General features: G+C 61.5%; 11 protein-coding genes. 6 read left to right on the forward strand and 5 right to left on the reverse strand.

Features of this window, described 5'->3' with window-relative positions; translation table 11 throughout:
- Window positions 1-52 precede the first annotated feature (52 nt).
- Both ABD903_RS07815 and ABD903_RS07820 read right to left on the reverse strand, forming a co-directional pair.
- Entirely contained in the window at window positions 53-2,947 is a 2,895-nt protein-coding gene (locus ABD903_RS07815) for a PA14 domain-containing protein (RefSeq protein WP_345222855.1), read from the reverse strand.
- A 291-nt stretch (window positions 2,948-3,238) separates the two neighbouring features.
- Entirely contained in the window at window positions 3,239-3,814 is a 576-nt protein-coding gene (locus tag ABD903_RS07820; RefSeq protein ID WP_345222856.1) for a hypothetical protein, read from the reverse strand.
- A gap of 733 nt (window positions 3,815-4,547) precedes the next feature.
- Between ABD903_RS07820 and ABD903_RS07825 the strand changes: the two genes are divergently transcribed.
- Together ABD903_RS07825 and ABD903_RS07830 are read left to right on the forward strand one after the other, a co-directional pair.
- Window positions 4,548-6,665 carry a T9SS type A sorting domain-containing protein gene (locus ABD903_RS07825; RefSeq protein WP_345222858.1) on the forward strand — a complete coding sequence of 706 codons (2,118 nt, stop codon included), beginning with the start codon at window positions 4,548-4,550 and terminating at the stop codon, window positions 6,663-6,665.
- Window positions 6,666-6,677: 12 nt separating this feature from the next.
- Window positions 6,678-8,051: a T9SS type A sorting domain-containing protein gene (locus ABD903_RS07830; RefSeq protein ID WP_345222859.1), complete on the forward strand. Its 1,374-nt coding sequence runs from the start codon at window positions 6,678-6,680 to the stop codon at window positions 8,049-8,051.
- A gap of 73 nt (window positions 8,052-8,124) precedes the next feature.
- Here ABD903_RS07830 and ABD903_RS07835 read toward each other — a convergent pair whose 3' ends face one another.
- Together ABD903_RS07835 and ABD903_RS07840 are read right to left on the reverse strand one after the other, a co-directional pair.
- Entirely contained in the window at window positions 8,125-10,248 is a 2,124-nt protein-coding gene (locus tag ABD903_RS07835; RefSeq protein ID WP_345222861.1) for a matrixin family metalloprotease, read from the reverse strand.
- A gap of 465 nt (window positions 10,249-10,713) precedes the next feature.
- Window positions 10,714-11,625, reverse strand: coding sequence for a DUF72 domain-containing protein (locus ABD903_RS07840; protein WP_345222864.1), 912 nt, complete (start codon window positions 11,623-11,625; stop codon window positions 10,714-10,716).
- Between the two features lie 348 nt (window positions 11,626-11,973).
- On the opposite strand from ABD903_RS07840, the gene ABD903_RS07845 reads away from it, so the two are divergent.
- The 4 genes from ABD903_RS07845 (at window position 11,974) to ABD903_RS07860 (ending at window position 17,469) form a co-directional block, all read left to right on the forward strand.
- On the forward strand, window positions 11,974-12,759 hold the full coding sequence (locus ABD903_RS07845; protein ID WP_345222865.1) for a septal ring lytic transglycosylase RlpA family protein: 786 nt from the start codon (window positions 11,974-11,976) through the stop codon (window positions 12,757-12,759).
- Between the two features lie 153 nt (window positions 12,760-12,912).
- A complete protein-coding gene (locus tag ABD903_RS07850) occupies window positions 12,913-15,351 on the forward strand; it encodes a penicillin acylase family protein (protein ID WP_345222867.1) in 2,439 nt (812 codons plus the stop codon).
- 40 nt (window positions 15,352-15,391) lie between these two features.
- Entirely contained in the window at window positions 15,392-17,053 is a 1,662-nt protein-coding gene (locus ABD903_RS07855) for a TonB family protein (protein ID WP_345222869.1), read from the forward strand.
- Window positions 17,054-17,058: 5 nt separating this feature from the next.
- Window positions 17,059-17,469 carry a hypothetical protein gene (locus ABD903_RS07860; protein WP_345222871.1) on the forward strand — a complete coding sequence of 137 codons (411 nt, stop codon included), beginning with the start codon at window positions 17,059-17,061 and terminating at the stop codon, window positions 17,467-17,469.
- Window positions 17,470-17,650: 181 nt separating this feature from the next.
- On the opposite strand, the gene ABD903_RS07865 is transcribed toward ABD903_RS07860, so the two are convergent.
- Window positions 17,651-19,087, reverse strand: coding sequence for a hypothetical protein (locus ABD903_RS07865; RefSeq protein WP_345222873.1), 1,437 nt, complete (start codon window positions 19,085-19,087; stop codon window positions 17,651-17,653).
- Window positions 19,088-19,115: the final 28 nt, after the last annotated feature.

Below are 19,115 nucleotides of genomic sequence, written 5' to 3' on the forward strand. Positions count from 1 at the left end.
ACGGGCCCCGCCGATGGATATCGGCGGGGCCCGTTCGCGTTTCGTGCTTAAACTACTCTACGACGAGCCGGAGCGTAGTGCTGACACCCGGCGCCAGTAGGCGCAGCGCGTAAACGCCCTTGGGCAGCTTCGGATCCGGCACCAATTGTTCGCGGGTGCCTTTGGGAAGCAGCTGCTCGTACACGCGCCGGCCGCGCATATCAACTATGTGCAGCTGCGTGGCAGCTGCCACTGGCTCGCTGAGGCGCAGGACAAAGTCGCCGCGGCTGGGGTTCGGAAACACTGTGGCTTCCAGACGGCCGCCGCGGGCTGTTTGCACGGCCACGGGGCCGTAGTACGTGGCTGTTCCGTCGAAATCGACCTGACGCAGGCGGTAGTAGCCCGAGCCGGCTAACGCCTCGGTATCCAGGTAGCGGTAGCTACGCGGGTTGCTGGAGTTGCCGTTGCCGGCTACTCGCCCGAGGGTGGCATAGCTGCGGCCATCGGCGGAGCGTTCCACTTCAAAGTGACTGTTGTCGCGTTCCTGGGCCGTTTGCCAGGTAAGCTCCACCCCTGTGTTTATAGATCGGCCCGCAAAACGCGTCAGGGAAATGGGCAGGGGCCGCACGGCTTGTGTGGCCGAGCAGAACGAGGTGGTGGGCACTAATTGCAGGGCAACACCGGCATCGGCGCTGCTCCACTCTAATTTCAGGGTGTTGCCGCCGTTGAACTCGCCGTAGTGAATGAGCACGTTGTGCAGGCCCGCCGACAGGTACACGCTGTTTTGCTTGGTGATGGGCGAGTGACCGGTGCCGTTGTTGATCAGCGCGTCGGCGGTTACGGGCGGCGACAGCAGCGCCGCGTTGTCGACCCAGAGGTAGGAAGCATCGTCGGAAGTCAGGTAGAACGTGTAGGTACCTGCTGTGGCCACGTACACGCTGCCGCGCAGGCGCAGGCTGAAGTAATCGGGGTCGTCAGCGGTGCCCTGCGCGATGGGCAACAGGTTACCCCAGGTTGTGGGCGACACAAAATTGATGGACGCCTCCTGGCGCATCATCTGGGGTGTGCGGGAACTGAAGTACGCCTGGTTGTTCGGCTCGTCGTCGAAATACCCCACGTAATACTCACCCAGCAGGCTGGCTGTTACCGGCTGACCTCTGGGGTCGGTGCCGGTGCAGTTGGGCGGCGGCGTGGGAGTTACCACAAACGTGAAGGCATTGCTGAACTGCGTGGCCCCCTCGGCGTTAGTGGCAATAACGCTCACGGCGTAGGTGCCAGTGGCCACGGTAGCATCGGCCGTTAACACGCCGGTGGCTGAGTTTACCCGAATACCGCTCGGTAAGGCCGCCGCATTACCCAGAATAAACCGGGTTATGGGCCCGTGCCCGTTTGCATCGACAACCGGTGCTACCGACGAGCGTGCCACGCCCGATACCATGGAAAGCGTAGCCGGGCTGTAGGTTAGAGCCAAGGGAGGAAAGCGCAGCGGCTGCACCACCGAGCACAGTACGTTTCGGGGTACTATCTGGCGGGTAATGCCGGCGTCGACGCTGCTCCACTCCAGCTGCAGGGTGTTACCGGCAGCGCTTTCGCCGTAGTGAATGAGCACGTTATGCAGGCCTGGGGTAAGGTAAATTTCAGCTTGCACGGTGTTGTCGCCGTGCAGGCCGCCGTTTTTAATCAGGGCCGTGCTGTTCTGGATGGTGGCGGCAATGGCCGCGTTATCCACCCACATGAAAGAGCCGTCGTCGGAGGTGAGGTAAAAGGTGTAAAAGCCCGGAACATCTACCCGAATGCTGCCGCGCACGCGCGCACTGAAAGCGTCGGGGTCGGTTACCGAGCCTGTGGCCGGCGGCACAATATTGCCCCAGCTGCCTACGCTTTGAAAATCGATAACCGGGTCGACGCGGCTGATGACGGGGGCGTTAGCATTGAAAAAGGCCGGGTTGTCGCCGTAATACCCCGTGTACAGCTCCATGTATAGGCCGGCCGCCGGAGCGTTGCCACCGGGGTCGGTGCCGGCACAGCCCGAGGGCGGCGGCGGCAGAATATCGAAGGTGAATACCGAGTTGAAGGTGCTGGTACCATCGGCGTTGGTTACGGCCACGTTTACGGTGTATTGGCCGGTGGGCAAGGTGCCCGCAGCCGTAAGCACTCCGGTGCTGGGGTTAATGGTAATGCTGGCCGGCAAACTCGCGCTGTTGGCAATAGCAAAGCCCGTAACCGGCAGGCCGCCGTCGTTTACCACCGGCACGACCGAACTAATGGCTGTACCGCTCGATATAGTAGCCGTGGGCGGGGTATAAGTAATGGATTGGGGTGGCTGGCGCAGGTTTTGAACGCGGGTGCACAAAGCCGAGGTAGGTACCGGCTGCCGGGTAATACCGGCATCGGCACTGGCCCATTCCCACACCAGGCTGTTGCCGTACTGGTCTTCGCCGTAATGAATAAGCACATTGTGCAAGCCTGCGGCCAGCGTTATAGTTACCTGCTGCGTGATGGGCCCGTGGGTGCCACCGTTTATAATAGCAGCCCGACTGTCTTGGGCAGGCAAATCAAGCGTGGCGTCGTCAAACCACAGGAACGAGGCATCGTCGGAGGTCAGGTAAAAGGTGTACTGGCCCGTTACCGGCACATTTAAACTGCCCCGATAACGCGCGCTAAACCGTTCGGGATAAGCCAGGGAACCGTCGGCGGGCGGCAGGATGGCCCCCCAGCTGGCATCGTTCACAAAATTCACCTGGGCATCCACCCGCTGCAGTGGAGCTGGGCCGGTAGTAAAAAAGGCGTGGTTATCGTTGAAATAGCCTGCGTAGTATTCTGCGTAAAGACCGTTCGTGACGGGGTTACCCCCGGGGTCGTTACCGGAACAGCCCGAGGGCTGAGCAAAGGCAACCGAGCTCCAGACCAAGGCCAGTAGCGTAAGAAACCAGTGCTGCGGTGGAACGAATGCGAAGACGTTCTTCATATTCATACAGCATAAAAGGGTGGAGAATGGTGTGGCGGCACCATTAGTAAATATACCTATCTAATATTAATTAGCAACATATTTATATAAACAATGTAATAATTTATAATATTAAAGTTCTATAATCAATCCATCGGTGCTGTATTCCCCCACTCCTTACCGAGCGTCACATAATAGCAAATCGTTAAATACCAATCAGATACTATAAAAACAGTAAGCGCATATGGACACGACTTACCCCAACTGGTTCAGCCAGCACGTCAGTAAAAGGCACGACTTAACTGAAGCGGCTTAGAAGATGCGGTCGAGCAGGCGCGGCTGGCTCTCCGACTTCTTGTTCCGGCGCGGCTCCCTTGATCTTTCGCGGTCCTTGTCTCCGCCAAACAAACCGTCGAGCATCGACTCCTTCTTTTTCTCCTTGATCAGGACGTAACGCACGGAAAAGGCCGAGGGGAAACGAAACCAGTCTTCGCCGCCAATCTCATAGCTGGGCTTAAAGTCAAAGCTCAGCACCACGGGCAGGAACGCCACCTTGTACTCGGCACCCGCCAGCACATCGAACCCGCCCACAGCCCCAAACTCCTTGTGCCGGCCTACGTGGCCACCAGCCCCAAAGTAGTAGTTCAGGCTGGGGCCCAGAATGGGAAAGTGACGTTCAGCCAGCAGCGTGGCTGTTACCTCGCGGGTACTTACGATCAGTCCCAGGCCTTCGAGCGTGGTTTTCTCGCCTATTTTCTGCTGAACAGTGAGGCCGTAATTGCCGCCGCCAATGCGGGTACCAATGGCGGTGCGGTATTTCTGGGCTGAGGCAGCGGAAGTAACCAGAAGCAGTACGAACAGCGGTGTGCAAGCGCGTAATAGAAACATAGCAAAAGCAAAAGTACGGCGCGGCGAGCCGCTGGCGCAGGGCGCCTGCAAAAAGCCTGCGAGTTTGCCGGCAGCCGCTAGGAATTTACGCATGACTATACTAGCTTGTTAGCTGTATTACCGCGCGCCAACAGCTTACCGCGCACACCTTATATCACTGCTTCCATTTCTATTCACTTTTCACCATACCCAACTTATGAAAAAAGAAGCTACTCCTTCACTCCGTTGGGCGTTTGCCCCTGGCCGAACAGGCAAACGTTGGCTAGCCGTTTTGCTGCTGGCCAGCGGCACCATAGCTGCTTGGGCACAGGAACAGCCCGCTCCCACTATATCGCCTATTCACCCGGCGTACTTCAACACGTTCAATTGCTATCCGGAAAGCCCCAATGGCAAATCCAGCGTTAGCACCCCTCCACCCATACTGACTATAGGCCCGGCGCCTTCGGGTCCCCGCACCTATTACGGGAACTGTCAAACGCCCCGTGGCGTGCTCAAAGTGCTGGTGGTGTAAGCTGGTTTTACGGAGGATAATGAGTTTGACTTCATTAGAAACGAGCCTAACCCGGCTATACCTAACAACAACAATAATCCAAACAACGCTTGGCCGCAGCAACTGAACGGGTCGGCCTGGGGCGAGTCGCTGCCTCGCAGCGCGGCCAGCAATTTCTACACCAGCCTGGCACAGTTCAGCAGTTCGGCTACCGACCGCACGCTGTCGAACTTCTACTACCAGATGTCGCAGCACAACAGCAAGCCGCTGAAAATGCTGGCCGTCAACTTTCCCATTCGGGTAAACGTGCCGGCTATTGACCGGGCCAATATTAGAAACCGTAGGTGGCAGGGCTTCAGTCAACAGGTATTGGAAAAGATTCGGACCGACTACCAGGCGGAGTTACAAAGCCTGAACCCCAGCCAGCTTGACGCGCGCACCAACGGCCCGCGCTACCTGACCGACAATTCCACGTCGGCGCCCGACAACCAAATCGACTACACCATCATTGTATGGCGCTACGCCGGCGGCAGTCCTTACGGCACCACCGGCCTCGATTTAATACAGGGCAGCGGCGGTGGCTACGCCTCCGTTCCGTACGTAGAATTAGCGCCGGCTACCAGCACCTCGGCGGCGCTGTACACCGCCCATGGCTTCACCCAGTGCGTTGGCATGGCGGGCATGAACAAGGAGCTGTTCACCCACGAGTTCGGCCATACGCTTTACGACGCCCCTCACTACCTCCACGCCAACGGTGTAACGGGCAGCCACTATTACTCATCGGAAGGGTACGGCATGATTGGGGGCCCCATGCGCATGTGCGCCAACGGCTGGGAGCGGTGGCTGCTGAATTGGGCCCCGCTGCAGGCTTCCGGTGTCAGCGGCGACGTGTGGGGCGCGGGTGCCCTGCCAACCTCCGGCGAATACACGCTGCGCGATTTTATTACCTCGGGCGATATGCTGCGCATTCGCTTGCCCCACACCTACGATGACGCCACCGATACCTGGCAGCACCTTTGGCTAGAAAACCACCAGAACCGTAGCGTATGGGACGGCCCTGCCTGGACCCTGGACGGCCGCACGCCCCCGCAGGCATTTCCGCAGGCCGGGCCGGGCTTGCAAGCGTACGTGGAAGACATGGAGATGGTGCGCAACATGGCCCCTTACTTCTGGGACGGCCTGGGGGCCGGCGGGCTGAAGTTCCTCTCGGCCGACGGCAACTTCGACGCGGACTGGAGCGGGGCGGCTTCCACGTTTGGACTACACTTGTGGCTGCCCCAGAATGTCGTTTACGACATGGGCCACCGCCGGCCCAATCCCACCAGCGGACAGTGCGAACTGGCCCCTATGCGCTACGACACTAACGGCAACAACCGTATTGACTACGACCCTTACATTAACTCGGGCGGCCGAAACGAATTCCGCCCTTTCTGGAGCCTGAACGGGCAGCTGGTAGACGGCATGATGGGCGCCCGCAGCCCGTTTTGGCAAGTAGGCCACAAAATAGGACTCGACCGCAACCCCATGCCGCTGCCCCACCAATCCTTCGACCTCAATACCCAGCAGCTCTCACCGCTGTACCTGAACGGCATTTCGGTGCGCATCGTGAACGTGGCCGCCAACGGCGACATCACCGTGCGCGTCCGGTTCAACGATACCAGCATTCATAGCACCCGCTGGACGGGTGAGCTGCACGTAAACGATGTACCCGACGCGACCAATGGCTACGACGTAAACGTGCTGACCGACGCCGTACTGCTGCTCGACCGCAGCGCCACGCCGCAACGCACAACCCGCTCGGCCGCCGGCGATTTTATCAACCCCACCCGCCTTACCTGCCGCAACGGCGCTACCGTGCACGTAGAGCGCATTAGCCAGATAGTGCTTGGAGCGGGCAGCACGTTCTACGTAGAGGACCATGGGCAGCTTGTGATTGACGAGGAAGGGCGCGTAACGGTTGAAAACGAGGCCCTACTGAGCGTGCCCACCCAGGCCATGGCCGACGAGCTGACCCGCTACGGCCAGCTGGAGTTGCAGCGGGGCGGGCGGCTGGAAATCCGCGACCGGGGCGTTGTTATCGTGGGCCGAAATGCCGGCGCCTCGCTTACACTGAACACCTACCCCAACCCCGCCTCGGCGCGGCAGGTAGTTTTTGAGCTGCGCGGCGCCGGCGCCGGCACGCCGTATCAGTACCGGGTGCTCAATGCCTACGGCCGGCCGGTGCGCGCCGGCCGATGCTCCGGCGCCGAGGCAGCCCGCGGCGTGACCGTGCCCGACGTACCGGCGGGCGCCTACCTGCTGGAAGTGCTGAGCGCCGACGGCCGGCAGCGCGTAACCCGCCGCGTGCAAGTGAACCCCTAACCGCCCGAAGCCATGCGTTTTATTTTTCTTCTTCTACTATTCTGCGGGCTGCTGGCCGCAGGTTCCGCCGGTGCCCAGGTGCGCTGGCAGCGCACCTTCGGGCGGGCCACCAGCAACGAAGCCGCTTCCGAGCTGCTACCGCTGCGGGCGGGCGGCTACTTAATTGTTGGCCGGCAGGAGTTCCCGGCCCGCGTGTACCTGGTGCGTACCAACTCCCAGGGCGATACGCTCTGGACCCGGCGCTTCGCCATCCGCGGTTTCGAGGTGCTCTACACGGGCCGGGCCTGCGAGGACCCCTCCGGCCGGGTGCTGATTACGGGTGATGGGGTTATGATCAACAACAACTCCAGTAACGGCGACGCCTTTCTGATGCTCGTTGACACCAACGCCCGCGGCGACTCGCTCTGGACCCGGCGCACGACGGGTCCCACTCACGATATGTACTACGATGTGACGCTGGATTCCAACAACAACTTTTTTCTCAGCGCAGGCCTCATGACCCAATCCCAGCTGCTGCGCATTGCTGCTAGCGGGCAGGTGCTGCAGCAGATACTGCCGCCGCCTAACACCGCTGTTTCTTGTATAGTGAAGGTCCCAGGAGGCTTTTGGGTAACCTCTCCCAACTTCTTTACGCCCGCCAACGCCCGGTTTCGGTTTGTCAGCGACGCCGGCGTGTTCGGTGCTACCAAGCCTTACCTGCCCGGAAATCTTATCTGTTATTTCCTGACGGCGGCCGAGCCGGGTTACGTGCTGATGGGTGGCGACGGACGCCTAATAAAGCTCACCACCGATATGGACACGGTCTGGTCGCGCCAGCTACGCTACTTTCAGCGCTTGCCCAGCGTGCGCCACGTTCGCGTTACCCCCGACAACAACTACGTGGCGCTGGCAGAAAATTACACGCCCGGCGGCATGAGCCTTAGCCTGCACAAGCTCACCCGCCACGGCCAGCAGCTGCGCGATACCCTGTTTTACCGCGGCGACAACACCTACGCCGCCGGCCTGGCGGTGGGCGCCGCCGGCGACTACGTTTTCGCGGCCAGCCTGCAAACCGGCACCATTGGCCGCGGCGATATTGGCCTGGCCTCCCTGCGCCCGTGGAGCACCGTGCTGGCTACCGGCCCTGCTGCCTCCATAACCCACACGCTGGAAGCCTGGCCCAACCCCACTAGCGAGTTCGTAACGCTGCGGCTGCCCCGCCCGCTCGTTGGTAAAATCGAGCTGCACAACACGCTCGGCCAACTAATGCGGGCCTGGCCGGCGGCGCCCTCCGTATCCTCTACCGGGCAGCAAGTTTCTTTGGCCGGCCTCGCCTCCGGCCTGTATTTGCTAACGGCCACCGATGCCGCCGGAAACCGGAGCACGGTCCGGCTGCTCAAGCAGTAAAACCGGCGCTTCGGGCCCAATGCCCAATGCCGGGCTGGTGGGCATTGGGCATTGGGCCCGAAACACCGGCCTGCTACTCCAGCTTGATAATCGGCAGGGTGCCTTTTTGGTCCGGGCCTTCCCAGCGCAGGGCGTACCAGCCGGCGCGCAAGTTAGCGGGCAACGTAATACTGAGCTGGTTGAGGCCCACTTGTTGCACTTGTAGCCGCTGGCCGCCCCGGTAGCGCCCCACGGCGTCGTAGAACCGCACCACCAGGTCGCCGGGCGCGGTGGCCACGTATTCCAGCTGAACCGTAGCGCCCGCAGTGGGGTTAGGGAAAACCTGAAACGCCCGGGCCGAGCCGCCCTGTGCCCGCACCGGCACCGATGGCGCGGCCAGACTTTCGCCGTCGGTGGCCAGCACCACCCGCAGGCGGTAGTAGCTCAGGCCCGGCAGCGGCTGGCTATCGAAGCGGGAGTAGGTGGCGGCGGGCGGAGTGGCCGGCACCTGCGCTACGGTTTGCCAGGTCTGGTTATCGGCGCTGCGTTCCAGCACAAAGCTCTGCACGTTGCACTCGTCGCGGGTAACCCAGGTAAGCCGAACCCCAGCGCCTTCGTTTACCACGCTTTGCAATGCGCCTACCAGCGGGGCGGGCTGCATGGGCGCGGGGCCGCAGGCATCGGCCACGAAACTGCGGGTGCGCAAAATGGTACGGCCGCCGTTTATGTCGCTGTCGCGGTTCAGGGTGCGCTGGTTTTGGCCATTGGCCACGGCAAAGTGCATAACCGCGCCGGGCCGAATGATGTGGCTAAGCTGGTGCCCGTGCCCAAGCTCGTGAACGGCAACGGTCTCGAAATCGAACTGCCCGCCGGTGGCCGGTGCCGGACCGAATTGCCAGTTGATGCCGTCGTCGAACTGCATGTCTATTTCCCGAACCCAGAACAACAGCTGCCCCGTGGTACTGCGGCAGCCCGAGTAATAGCTGGTGGTGCGCCCCAGCACCCGGGCCGGTAGCTCGCTGCCCTGGTCAAACTCCACGGCGTTAACGTTATCGGCCGAAACGCCGCGGCTGGTTCGCGTGGCTCCCACTTCCCAGTTAATAGTGGTTTGGCAGCGCCACTGAGCCAGGGCCCGTTGAAAAGACTGGGCGGCCGGAGCGTTCTGCGCGAAACCAGGGTCGTAGCGGAAGCTGTAGCCGCCGTTGCCGTTCTGATTAAAGTGGTCGGTGGGCACCACTTCCTTGGTGTTCGTTTCCTGCACGTTCGACTGAGCAAACACGATGGTAACGGGCGTGGGACTTTGCCCCTGTTGCCCATCGGACGTGGTTACGCGCACATTGCCGGTGCCAGCCGGCTTTTGCTCGGCACTATAGGAAGGCACACGCACCTGAATCTGGGTATCCGACCACGAAAGAATATCGGTACCAAGCACCGGCGTGAACGTAGCGCCGCCGTCGTCGGCGTTGCGGAAAGCCACCGAACCCGTGGTCGGGCCAAAACCTGAACCCCGAATGGTAAGCACGGCGCCGGTGCCGGCACTGAGGGTAGTGGGGCTAAGGGTAGCAATAAGCACTACGTTTACACCGCGCCCCGCCGTGGCTTTGCGGGCCTGGGCTGCGGCCAACGCGGCGTTAGGCGCCAGCTCGCGCGGCGCCTGGGTTACGCCCGGCAGTAATTGGCGGTAAAAGGCGGCGTCGATTTGCGCGTAGGTGCGGAAGGGCTCGGCAGCGCTAAGGTCGGCGAGGCTGTACCGTACGAAACCTTGCTGACTGGCGTAGGCCGCCCAGCTTCCGGCCATGGTAGCCGGCAGGTTAGGGAATGGCGCCGATTCCAGAAAAAGCACGCCTTGCGTGCCGATCTGCAACTCCAGGGTATTGGTTAACTCGTGCCGCTCATAGCCCACCGTACCGCCTTCGGTTATAATTGTCAGCTCCGAAGACCCGCCGGGCAGGTTGCCTTTCAGGAGTTTGTACGCCCGCACGGTGTTAGCCGTGTAAATCCGTCGGCGTTCCTGGTCCCAGAAGCTGGTTTGAGCCACTACCTCTCCCTCCACCACCAGCGGCACGCGGGCGGCGCGCTCGGCCACGTCCAGCGGCAGCAGCAGGCACGAGGTGCGTTCCGCTACGGGCGCGGGCTGTTGCGCCAGCGCCCCGGCGCCCGGCACCATTAATCCGAACAACACAAGGCTGAGGGCCTGAAAACGGGAGAAACGTAACATACAAACGAAGTAGGCGGTTCGACAAAATACGTAGTTCGGCCGTTGCCGGGCATGCAATGGGGTGATTCGCGCAGCACTTTTTTAGGCCGGTGCATCTTGGTAGCGCCACCACGCCTTTTTAGCACTGCCGCCGCCGCTTTTTTACTGTTTTTGATAGCGTCAGAAACGGCTTATTTAAGTCGTATAGCCATGTCGGCGTAAGACCCACACGTGTAACTAGCCCAATTACCGGCGGGCAACCCGCTCAAACGAATACCTAAACCGCCAATTGCTGCGTCGGTTTCTGGTATAATACCCGAAGGCGCCAATGCAACTGGCCCTTAACGGCCTTCCCGGGTGTGCATTCTTAAGTTCATGCTGCCACCAGAGCAGAGGTAACCTTGTACGGCGCGGCTATGCCGCTCATGCTGGGCTGGAGCCGGCAGCGGCCCGGGTCCTCAACTTTATATTGATAGGAGCAGCTGTTTAAAACAGCTTGCCCTGTACCGGCTGCACCACCAACTTGGGTAGATGCAGCTCGCGCCCGGTCAGTTTGCCCAAACGCTGCAGGAAGTGCTGCGCCCACACGGGAGCATCGTTTACATCGCGCTGGTGAATAAAGAAGTACACCTGTTGCAGCCCCTGCGTAAGCCAAGCGGCAATACGCTCGGCCCAGGCGTCGGCGCGGAGGTAATCGGAGCGGTGGAGCTGGTGGCCGTTAAAACGGATGAAAGCACTGGACGTGGTCAGGCGCTGGTGCAGCACGTCGCGGCGGCCGGCCACGTCGCTAATTACCCAGGTTTTGCCCAGGGCTTCGAGCAAGGCGGCGGTTTCAGCCACCAGGCCCGCGTCGTGGTACCAGGCGGGGTGGCGCAGCTCTACGGCCAGCGGCAGGTGCGCGGGCCAGTCGAGCAGGTAGCGCTCCAGGCGCGGCAGCTGGGGCGGCGCGAAAGTGGGCGGCAGCTGTAAAAACGCCGTGCCGAGGCGCGGCCCTAAGGCCTCCAGGGCGCGGCAAAAAGTGTTGGTCAGGTCTTCGGTGCGGAACAGTTCCCGGTCGTGGCTGATGGCCTGGGGCAGCTTGGGGCAGAAGCGAAAGTGCTCGGGCGTAGCGGCCAGCCACCGGCGCACGGTTTCGGCATCGGGTACGCGGTAGTGCGTTACGTTTACCTCTAGGCTGTTGAATTGCCGCGCGTACCAATTGAGCTGCTCGGCTTCGCGCAGGCCCAGCGGATACCAAGTGCCCAGCCAGGACTTGTTGGTCCAGGTAGGACAGCCTACCCATATGCCCGCCGACGCGGCGGGCGGCGGGGTGCGCTGCAGCAGGGCGGCGGTATCGGGGTGGTCGGGCGGAAGGGTAAAGTCTACTCCCTGCAACTCGGGAAGGCGGCCGAAATCCATGCCGCAAACCTACGCAATTCCGAGGGTCTGCGTGGGCCAGGGCCTTACGCAAAAATCACCACCTGTGCAACCAGGCTTTGGACAAAACCCGGAGTAGCCCGGCCGTTTTTTTTCGGCGGCGGATAATCTTATTTCGGAAACGGCGCGGATATACTCCTTTCAGAATACAAAACCAACCTTTTCGAAACACAAAAGGCTATTTTTTAACGACGCCGCAGTTAAACTAAATGCAATAATTACCGACAAAAGACAATTTTCGGGAACTTTTGCTTTTATTGGCTAGGCCCAATTCGTTTTGGATTAGAATTAGGCTAATAGTTTTGGCCCGTTCACCATAGTAGCGACAGAATGAAGTTTAAACAACGACTCAACCTCTCGGGCTTCTTGATGATATGGCTGACGGCAACTTTGCTGCTCGCCTCTCCGCTTCGTACCATCGCCGACGACACACCGGCTACTACTACCAGCAAATCAAGCGTTTTACGCGGCCGCGCCTCCTGGTACGGTCGTGAACACCAGGGCAAACGCACCAGCAACGGGGAGCGTTTCGACCGCCACAAGTACACCTGCGCGCACAAAACGCTGCCCTTCGGCACCAAGCTGCGCGTAACCAATGCCCGCACCGGCAAAGCCGTTATCGTACGCGTTTCCGACCGCGGCCCGTTCCGTCACCAGCGCATCCTCGATCTGGCCGAAGTAGCGGCTCGCCCCCTCGATATCATTCGCCTGGGGGCCGTGGATGTGGTAGCGGAAATTGTGCCCGCCAACACGCCCGTGGGCCCCGTAGCCGGTACCGTTGACGTGGCCGGCCTCAACCCCGAAGCGCCCGAAGTACCCGCCGCGGTGCTCGAAGCCACGGCCGCCGTTAACGCCACACCCGAGCCCGCGCCCACGTTTGTAGTGCAGGCCGGCACTTTCGGCGACCTGCGCAACGCCGAGCAGCTGCGCCAGCGCATTGCCGAGTTCGACAACAACCTCCTGATTGCCGTGCAGCCAACGACTACCCCCGAAGGCCGCGCCGTAAACCGCGTGGTGGTGGGTCAGGGCCTCGACCGCTCAGCCGCCGAAGACCTGCGCAAGCGTTTGCAAACCCGCGGCATCAGCGGCCTCGTGCGTCAGGCCGAAAATCTATAAGCCTCTCAACCCAAAGCGCCTGAACCCAGCGGTGCCCCGACTTCAGGAGTCGGGGCACCGCTTGTTTTTACCGGGCCTTACACCGCTATGAAAGCCGGAACTTGTTTGCCAGCGGCAGAGCATGCATCTTGATGGCCTTACGTTTCGTTGTGTATGATGCTTCGATGGATTAAGGCCACGCTGGGTTTACTGCTTACAGGGTCACTGGTTTGGGTGCTGAACACTTCGCACGGCCAGGTGCCCGCCTTCGGCAAGTTTCTGAGCCCGTTTGAGGGCTTCTGGCGAAACGGTGAGGCCGACAGCGACTTTGCCCTGGAGCAAACCCTGCGCCTACCCGGCTTGCAGCAGCCCGTTACGGTGCGCTTCGACGACAAGCGCGTGCCACACATCTTCGCCCAAAACGACCACGACCTGTACTTTGCCCAGGGCTACCTCACGGCCCGCGACCGGCTCTGGCAGATGGAGTTTCAGACCCACGTAGCCGCCGGCCGGCTGTCGGAAATTGTGGGCGAGAGCCGCCTGGAAACCGACCGGTTTTTCCGGCGCATGGGCATGGTGTACGGCGCGCAACGCTCCCTCGACGTGATGATGGCCAACCCTACCACGCGCACCGTGCTGGAATCGTACTCGGCGGGGGTGAATGCCTACATCGACGGCCTTACGCCGCGCACCTTGCCCTTCGAGTACAAGCTGCTGAACTACCAGCCCGAGCCCTGGCAGCCGCTAAAATGCTCGTTGCTGCTTAAGCTGATGGCCTGGGACCTAAGCGGCCGTTCCGACGACCTGCGGATGTCGAACGCGCTGAATGCCTACGGACCGGCCGTGGTACGGGACCTGTTTCCCGACTACCCCACCCGCGAAGACCCGATTGTGCCCGTGGGCACACCCCTGGATTATAAGCCGGTAGCGGTGCCCGAAGCGCCGAACACGTTCCAAGCGGCCATGTCGGACCGCGTGCCGCAGAACGAGCCCGACCCCGAACTGGGCTCGAACAACTGGGCCGTGAGCGGCAACAAAACGGCCACCGGCTTCCCCATGCTGGCCAACGACCCGCACCTGCAGCTTAACCTGCCCAGCATCTGGTACCAGGTGCAGCTGGTGGCGCCGGGCGTGAACGTGTACGGCGTTACCATTCCCGGCTCGCCGCTGGTCATCATCGGCTTTAACCAGCAGGCCACTTGGGGGGTAACTAACGTGGGCGCCGATGTGCTCGACTGGTACCAGATCAAGTTCAAAGACAACACCAAGCGCGAATACTGGCACGACAACCAGTGGAAGCCGATACGCCGGGTAGTAGAACACATCAAAGTGCGCGGCCTGCCCGACCGCGTGGATACCGTGCTCTACACCCACCACGGCCCCATTGTATACGACCAGGACGAAAAGCCTTTCCTGGACCAAACGCCCATTCGGCACGCCTTGCGCTGGACCGCCCACGACCCGGCCAACGAGGTACTGACGTTTTACCGTCTGAACCGCGCCCGCAGCTACCATGATTATACCGCCGCGCTGGCCTCATACGGCTCGCCGGCCCAGAACTTCATATTCGCCAGCAACCAGCAGGACATTGCCATTTGGCCCAACGGCCGCTTTCCGCTGAAGTGGCGCAACCAGGGCAAGTTCATCCTCGATGGCTCCGACCCCGCCTACGACTGGCAGGGCTGGATTCCGGCGGCTCAAAACCCGCACGTAAAAAACCCGCCGCGCGGCTTCGTGTCGTCGGCCAACCAGTTTTCGGCCGGGCCCGACTACCCGTATTACCTGGGCTGGAGCTTTGGCAGCTACGAGCGTGGCCACCGCATTAACGAGCGGCTGGCGCAAATGACCAAGGTAACCGTGGACAGCCTGCGCCTGCTGCAAAACGACAACCTGAACCTGAACGCCCAGCTGATGCTGCCCCGCATGCTGAGCCTGGTGCAGCCCCAGCAACTCACTGCCGCCCAGCGCCGCGCCTTCGATGAGCTGCGCCGCTGGAACTACTTCTACGAAGCCGAAGCCATCGGGCCGAGCATCTTCGACATGTGGTACAGCAACCTGGTGAAGCGCGTGTGGGACGACGAGTTCGGCAAAGGCGTGGGCCGCGAAATGCGCTACCCTGCCCGCGACCGAACCAACACGCTCCTTTTACAGGAGCCCGCCTCGAAGTGGATCGACGACCGCCGCACCCCCGCTACCGAAACCCTGGAGCAGCTGGCACTGAACTCGTTCCAATGGGCCGCCGATTCCCTGCAACGAAAGCACGGTGACTTCGGGCCCAACTGGCGCTGGGCCAACCAAAAGAGCACCGACATTCTGCACCTGGCGCAACTGCCCGGCTTTGGCCGCATGGACGTGGACTGCGGCGGCGGCGCGGGCATTGTAAACGCCACTTCCGAGCGCAACGGGCCCTCGTGGCGCATGGTGGTGGCGCTGGGTCCGCAGCCCCAGGCCTACGGCGTGTTTCCCGGCGGCCAATCGGGCAACCCCGGCTCCCAGCATTACGACGACTTGATTGAAACCTGGCGCGTGGGGCAGCTTAACGAGCTGGTGTTTTTGCGCACCGCTACCGAACAACACCCGCGCGTGCGCGCCGCCTGGACGCTGGCCCGCTAACCAACAGCAGCGTATCTTTCTACTTGATTTCGTTGCTGCTATGTTCTCTGTCTTACCTATTTGGCCCCGAATGCTGCTGCTAGGCGGCGTACTGGCGCTACCGCTGCTGCCGGTAGCGGCGCAGCAACGGGCAGGCGTTAAAAAAGCGCCGGTTAAAGCAGCTCCTGCTACTGCTGAGCCGGTGTACGAGGCCTATCAGCTGCAAGTAAAACCCGAATACGCCGAAGGTCAGTTTGCTTTGCAACAGTACCTGAAAGCGGCGCGCCTGCCCAGCGAGGTACAGCAGGGCAAGGTGCAGGGCGCGGTGCTGGTGGGATTTGTGGTACGTTCCGACGGCCGCCTCACCGATACCTTTATAGCCCGCGGCCTGAGTGCCGCTACCAATGCCGAGGCCCTGCGCCTGATTCAGGCCATGCCCAAATGGCGCCCGGGCCGGCAGTCCGACAAAGCCGTGGCCACCCGATTCGCGGTAACCGTACCGTTTCAGAAGCTCGCAAGCCCATCCAAGTCCAGTGACTTAATGGACTTGGCCGACTTGCAAAAGCCGCAGGTGGTGGAAACCGACCGCTCCAAACAGATTTACACTTACGTGGAGCAAATGCCGCAATTCCCGGGCGGCATGCCAGGCCTGCATAACTACCTGGTTCAGAACCTCAAATACCCGGAATTGGCGCAACGCAACCAAGTAGAAGGCAAGGTTTTCGTGAACTTCGTAGTGCGCCAGGACGGCAGCATTAACGACGTGAAGGTGCAAAAGGGCATTGGCGCCGGTTGCGACGAAGAGGCCGTGCGCGTTATCAAAGCCATGCCGGCCTGGACGCCCGGCAAGCAGAACGGCCGCGTGGTGAACGTGCAGTACACGGTGCCTGTCACGTTCAGTGCCACTCCCGCCAAGCCTGACGTGGGAGCGGCCGAAACTCCGACGCCCGCCGAAGAAAAGGTTTACACTTACGTGGAGCAGATGCCCGCCATCGGCGGCTCACCCGGCGGGGTAACGGCGGCGGTACAAACGGCACTGAAACTCCCCGTTGAAGTACGCGAAGGCCGTACCGCAGGGCTGGTGTTCGTGAAGTTCGTGGTGCGCGCCAACGGCTCCGTGACCGACGCCGTGGTGGCGCGTAGCCTCTGCGCCAGCTGCGACGAAGCCGCTTTAACGGCGGTCAACTCCTTAACGGGCTTCGAGCCCGGCAAGCAAAACGGCCGTGCAGTGCCGGTGCAGCTTACCGTACCCGTGCCCATGTACGGCCCCAATCACGTGTTCGACGGTGGCCAGGTAGCCGTGCAGGCCAGCTTCCCGGGCGGCGGTACGGCCTTGCGCCAGTACATGACCGATAAGCTGCGCGAGCCGAAAGTGCTGAAGCAGGAAAACCTGCGCGGCGCCGTGGAGGTGCGCTTCGTTATTCAGAACGATGGCCGCATTGGCGCTGCCGAAGTGGTGCGCCGCCTGTGCCGCAGCTGCGACGAAGAAGCCCTCCGCCTCGTGCGCGACATGCCCCGCTGGACACCGGCGCGCAACGCTGCTGGTCAGCCCGTAGCGCAACGCCAGAACGTGATAATTCCCATGCCTGTGAAGCCCGCCGAAACTGCGCCGCGCGACCGTTCCGGCAAAACAGCCACTCCCGGTGAAGCGCCGGGCTACGCCGCCTCCGCACACCAGCTACCGTCGGCGCCGCGCTTTGTTCTTACCTATCGCTCGCTGTAAACTCCATGAAAAAATCGTTTATCGGGCTACTGTTGCTCATTTTGATTGCTGGAATTGCTTTGCAGGCCGTCTCGCCTTGGTGGACAGTGGCGCCGCTTTGTTTAGCTCTGGCTTTTGCCTGGCCCACCACCGGCGCCCGCAGTTTCCTCGCTGGTTTTCTGGGCATAGGGTTAGGGTGGTTATTGCTAGCCGGCTGGCAGCATCTGCGCACTGAAGGTGTGCTAAGCCAGCGCGTGGCCCAACTGCTGCCGCTGGGTGGTAATGGCTGGGCCTTGGTGTTCGTCACGGCCCTGGTTGGTGGATTGGCCGGAGGCATAGCGGCATTGGCAGGTTATTGGTTGCGTCAGGCCGTTTCGCCCAAGCCAGCCACGGCTGAAAATGCCAACCGCCCCGAGCGCGCTGCCAAGCTGGCTTAAGCAATTCCGCCGGCCAAAGCTTAAAATGGCCGAAAGCGTTTCTGCTATGTGCATGGGCTGGCTCCCCAAGTGCGGCAAGTTGTATCGACTTTATTTCATACTGCCCGTTTCATTTGTGCGTTAATTCCACACAAGCTAACGGCCCGCTGGACTATTCCAGCGGGCCGTTAGCTTTTCCTCTTTACAATACGGGAACCACCTTGTAGCTGGCTTGCTGCAGTTGCAGGCGATGTTGGGCGCGCTGCTCGTGGTAAAGCAGCAACCGCTGCGGGCCGGCATGCCACAGGTCCAGGTATCCGGTGGCGGGCACCTGCTGCACCACGCTCGGCTGGCCCGTGCGCAGGTCGTATGTGAGTACGCGCCGGGGAGTGCGCAACACCACATGGTTGCTGTCGGGGGTGAGGCCACGCAACCGGAATACGCCCGACATGGCGGCCTGTTTGGCCATGCGCCGCGCCTGCAGGTAGCCGCCCGTGGTGTATGATCCGCCATCGGGCAGGGGCATAACCCGCACCTCGGTGATTTGCGACGTGGGCGTGAGCTGGAGCGTCAGCAGGTCGCGCGGGTGCAGGGTGGTGATGTTCAGGCGCACAATGCCGAGCGTGGCAATGCCCGTGGCTACACCAAGGGCAATATGGCCGCCCAACGAGGTGCTGGTGTAGGTTTCCCCCACGAGGCGCACGTTGCCGGCAGCATCGGGGGCCATTACCTGCCACAGCACTTTTTGCCGGGCGGCCCGCAGTATGGGGTCTTGGCCCAGCTTCACGAGGCGGTTGGTAAGGCGGGCGCTGTCGGGACTAAGCTGGGTGTAAAACAGGTTGCCAGTATTTACGCGGCTGGGACGCATGTTGGCGTACGAGTAGCCTGCCACCAGCAACGAGTGCTTCAGCCCCATGCTAATGATGCCGGGCACGCGCCGTTCGCCGCTGTAATCCAGCGGCAGCCGGCACAGCACACGGCCGGTGGCCAGCTCCATGCAGTAGGCCTTTGAGGTAGCGCGGCGGCTCTGGGCGTTGCTGGTTACCATCAGCCAGAGGTGGGTGCTGTCGGCCGCCATGTCGTCGATGGTTACCGCGCCGCCGCTTTCCGAGGCAAAACCGTGCGACCAGCGCGTGCGCAGCTGAGTATCGAGGAAGCGTACCATTATGGGTCCGCGCTTGCGGCCGGGTTCGGATACCAGGAAACCGTTGGTCAGCGGAAAATCGGCCCCGCGCAGTTCCTGCCAGCGCAGCATTCGGTCGCGTTTGCGTTCCAAGACCACGGCGCGACCGGTACTGTCGAGCACAGCGGTTACGATGCTATCGGAACCGCGGCGCCGCAACTGGTAAAGCAAGTGATGGCGGCTGGAGGCTTGGTTCACCAGGTCGTAGCGGCCGGGCAGGCGCAGGTCGTGGCGGTGGCGCACGCGCAGGCTGGAATCGAGCGCGTACTGCCGAAACGAGGTACGGCCTCCGCTTTGGTCGAGGTAGAACAGCATGGCCCGCTGCGCAGCGGGCATGTATACACCACCGGTGCGGGCCAGCTTAATACTATCGAGGTGAAACTCTTGGGCATGAGCTACTTGAGTTTGAAGCGCCCAAATAACCAGCAAGAGGCTGGCAACGCGTAAAAACGGCATCGGTAAAAAGGATAACAGCGCGCAAATT

It is taken from the genome of Hymenobacter koreensis (assembly GCF_039541855.1).
Classification (GTDB): domain Bacteria; phylum Bacteroidota; class Bacteroidia; order Cytophagales; family Hymenobacteraceae; genus Solirubrum; species Solirubrum koreensis.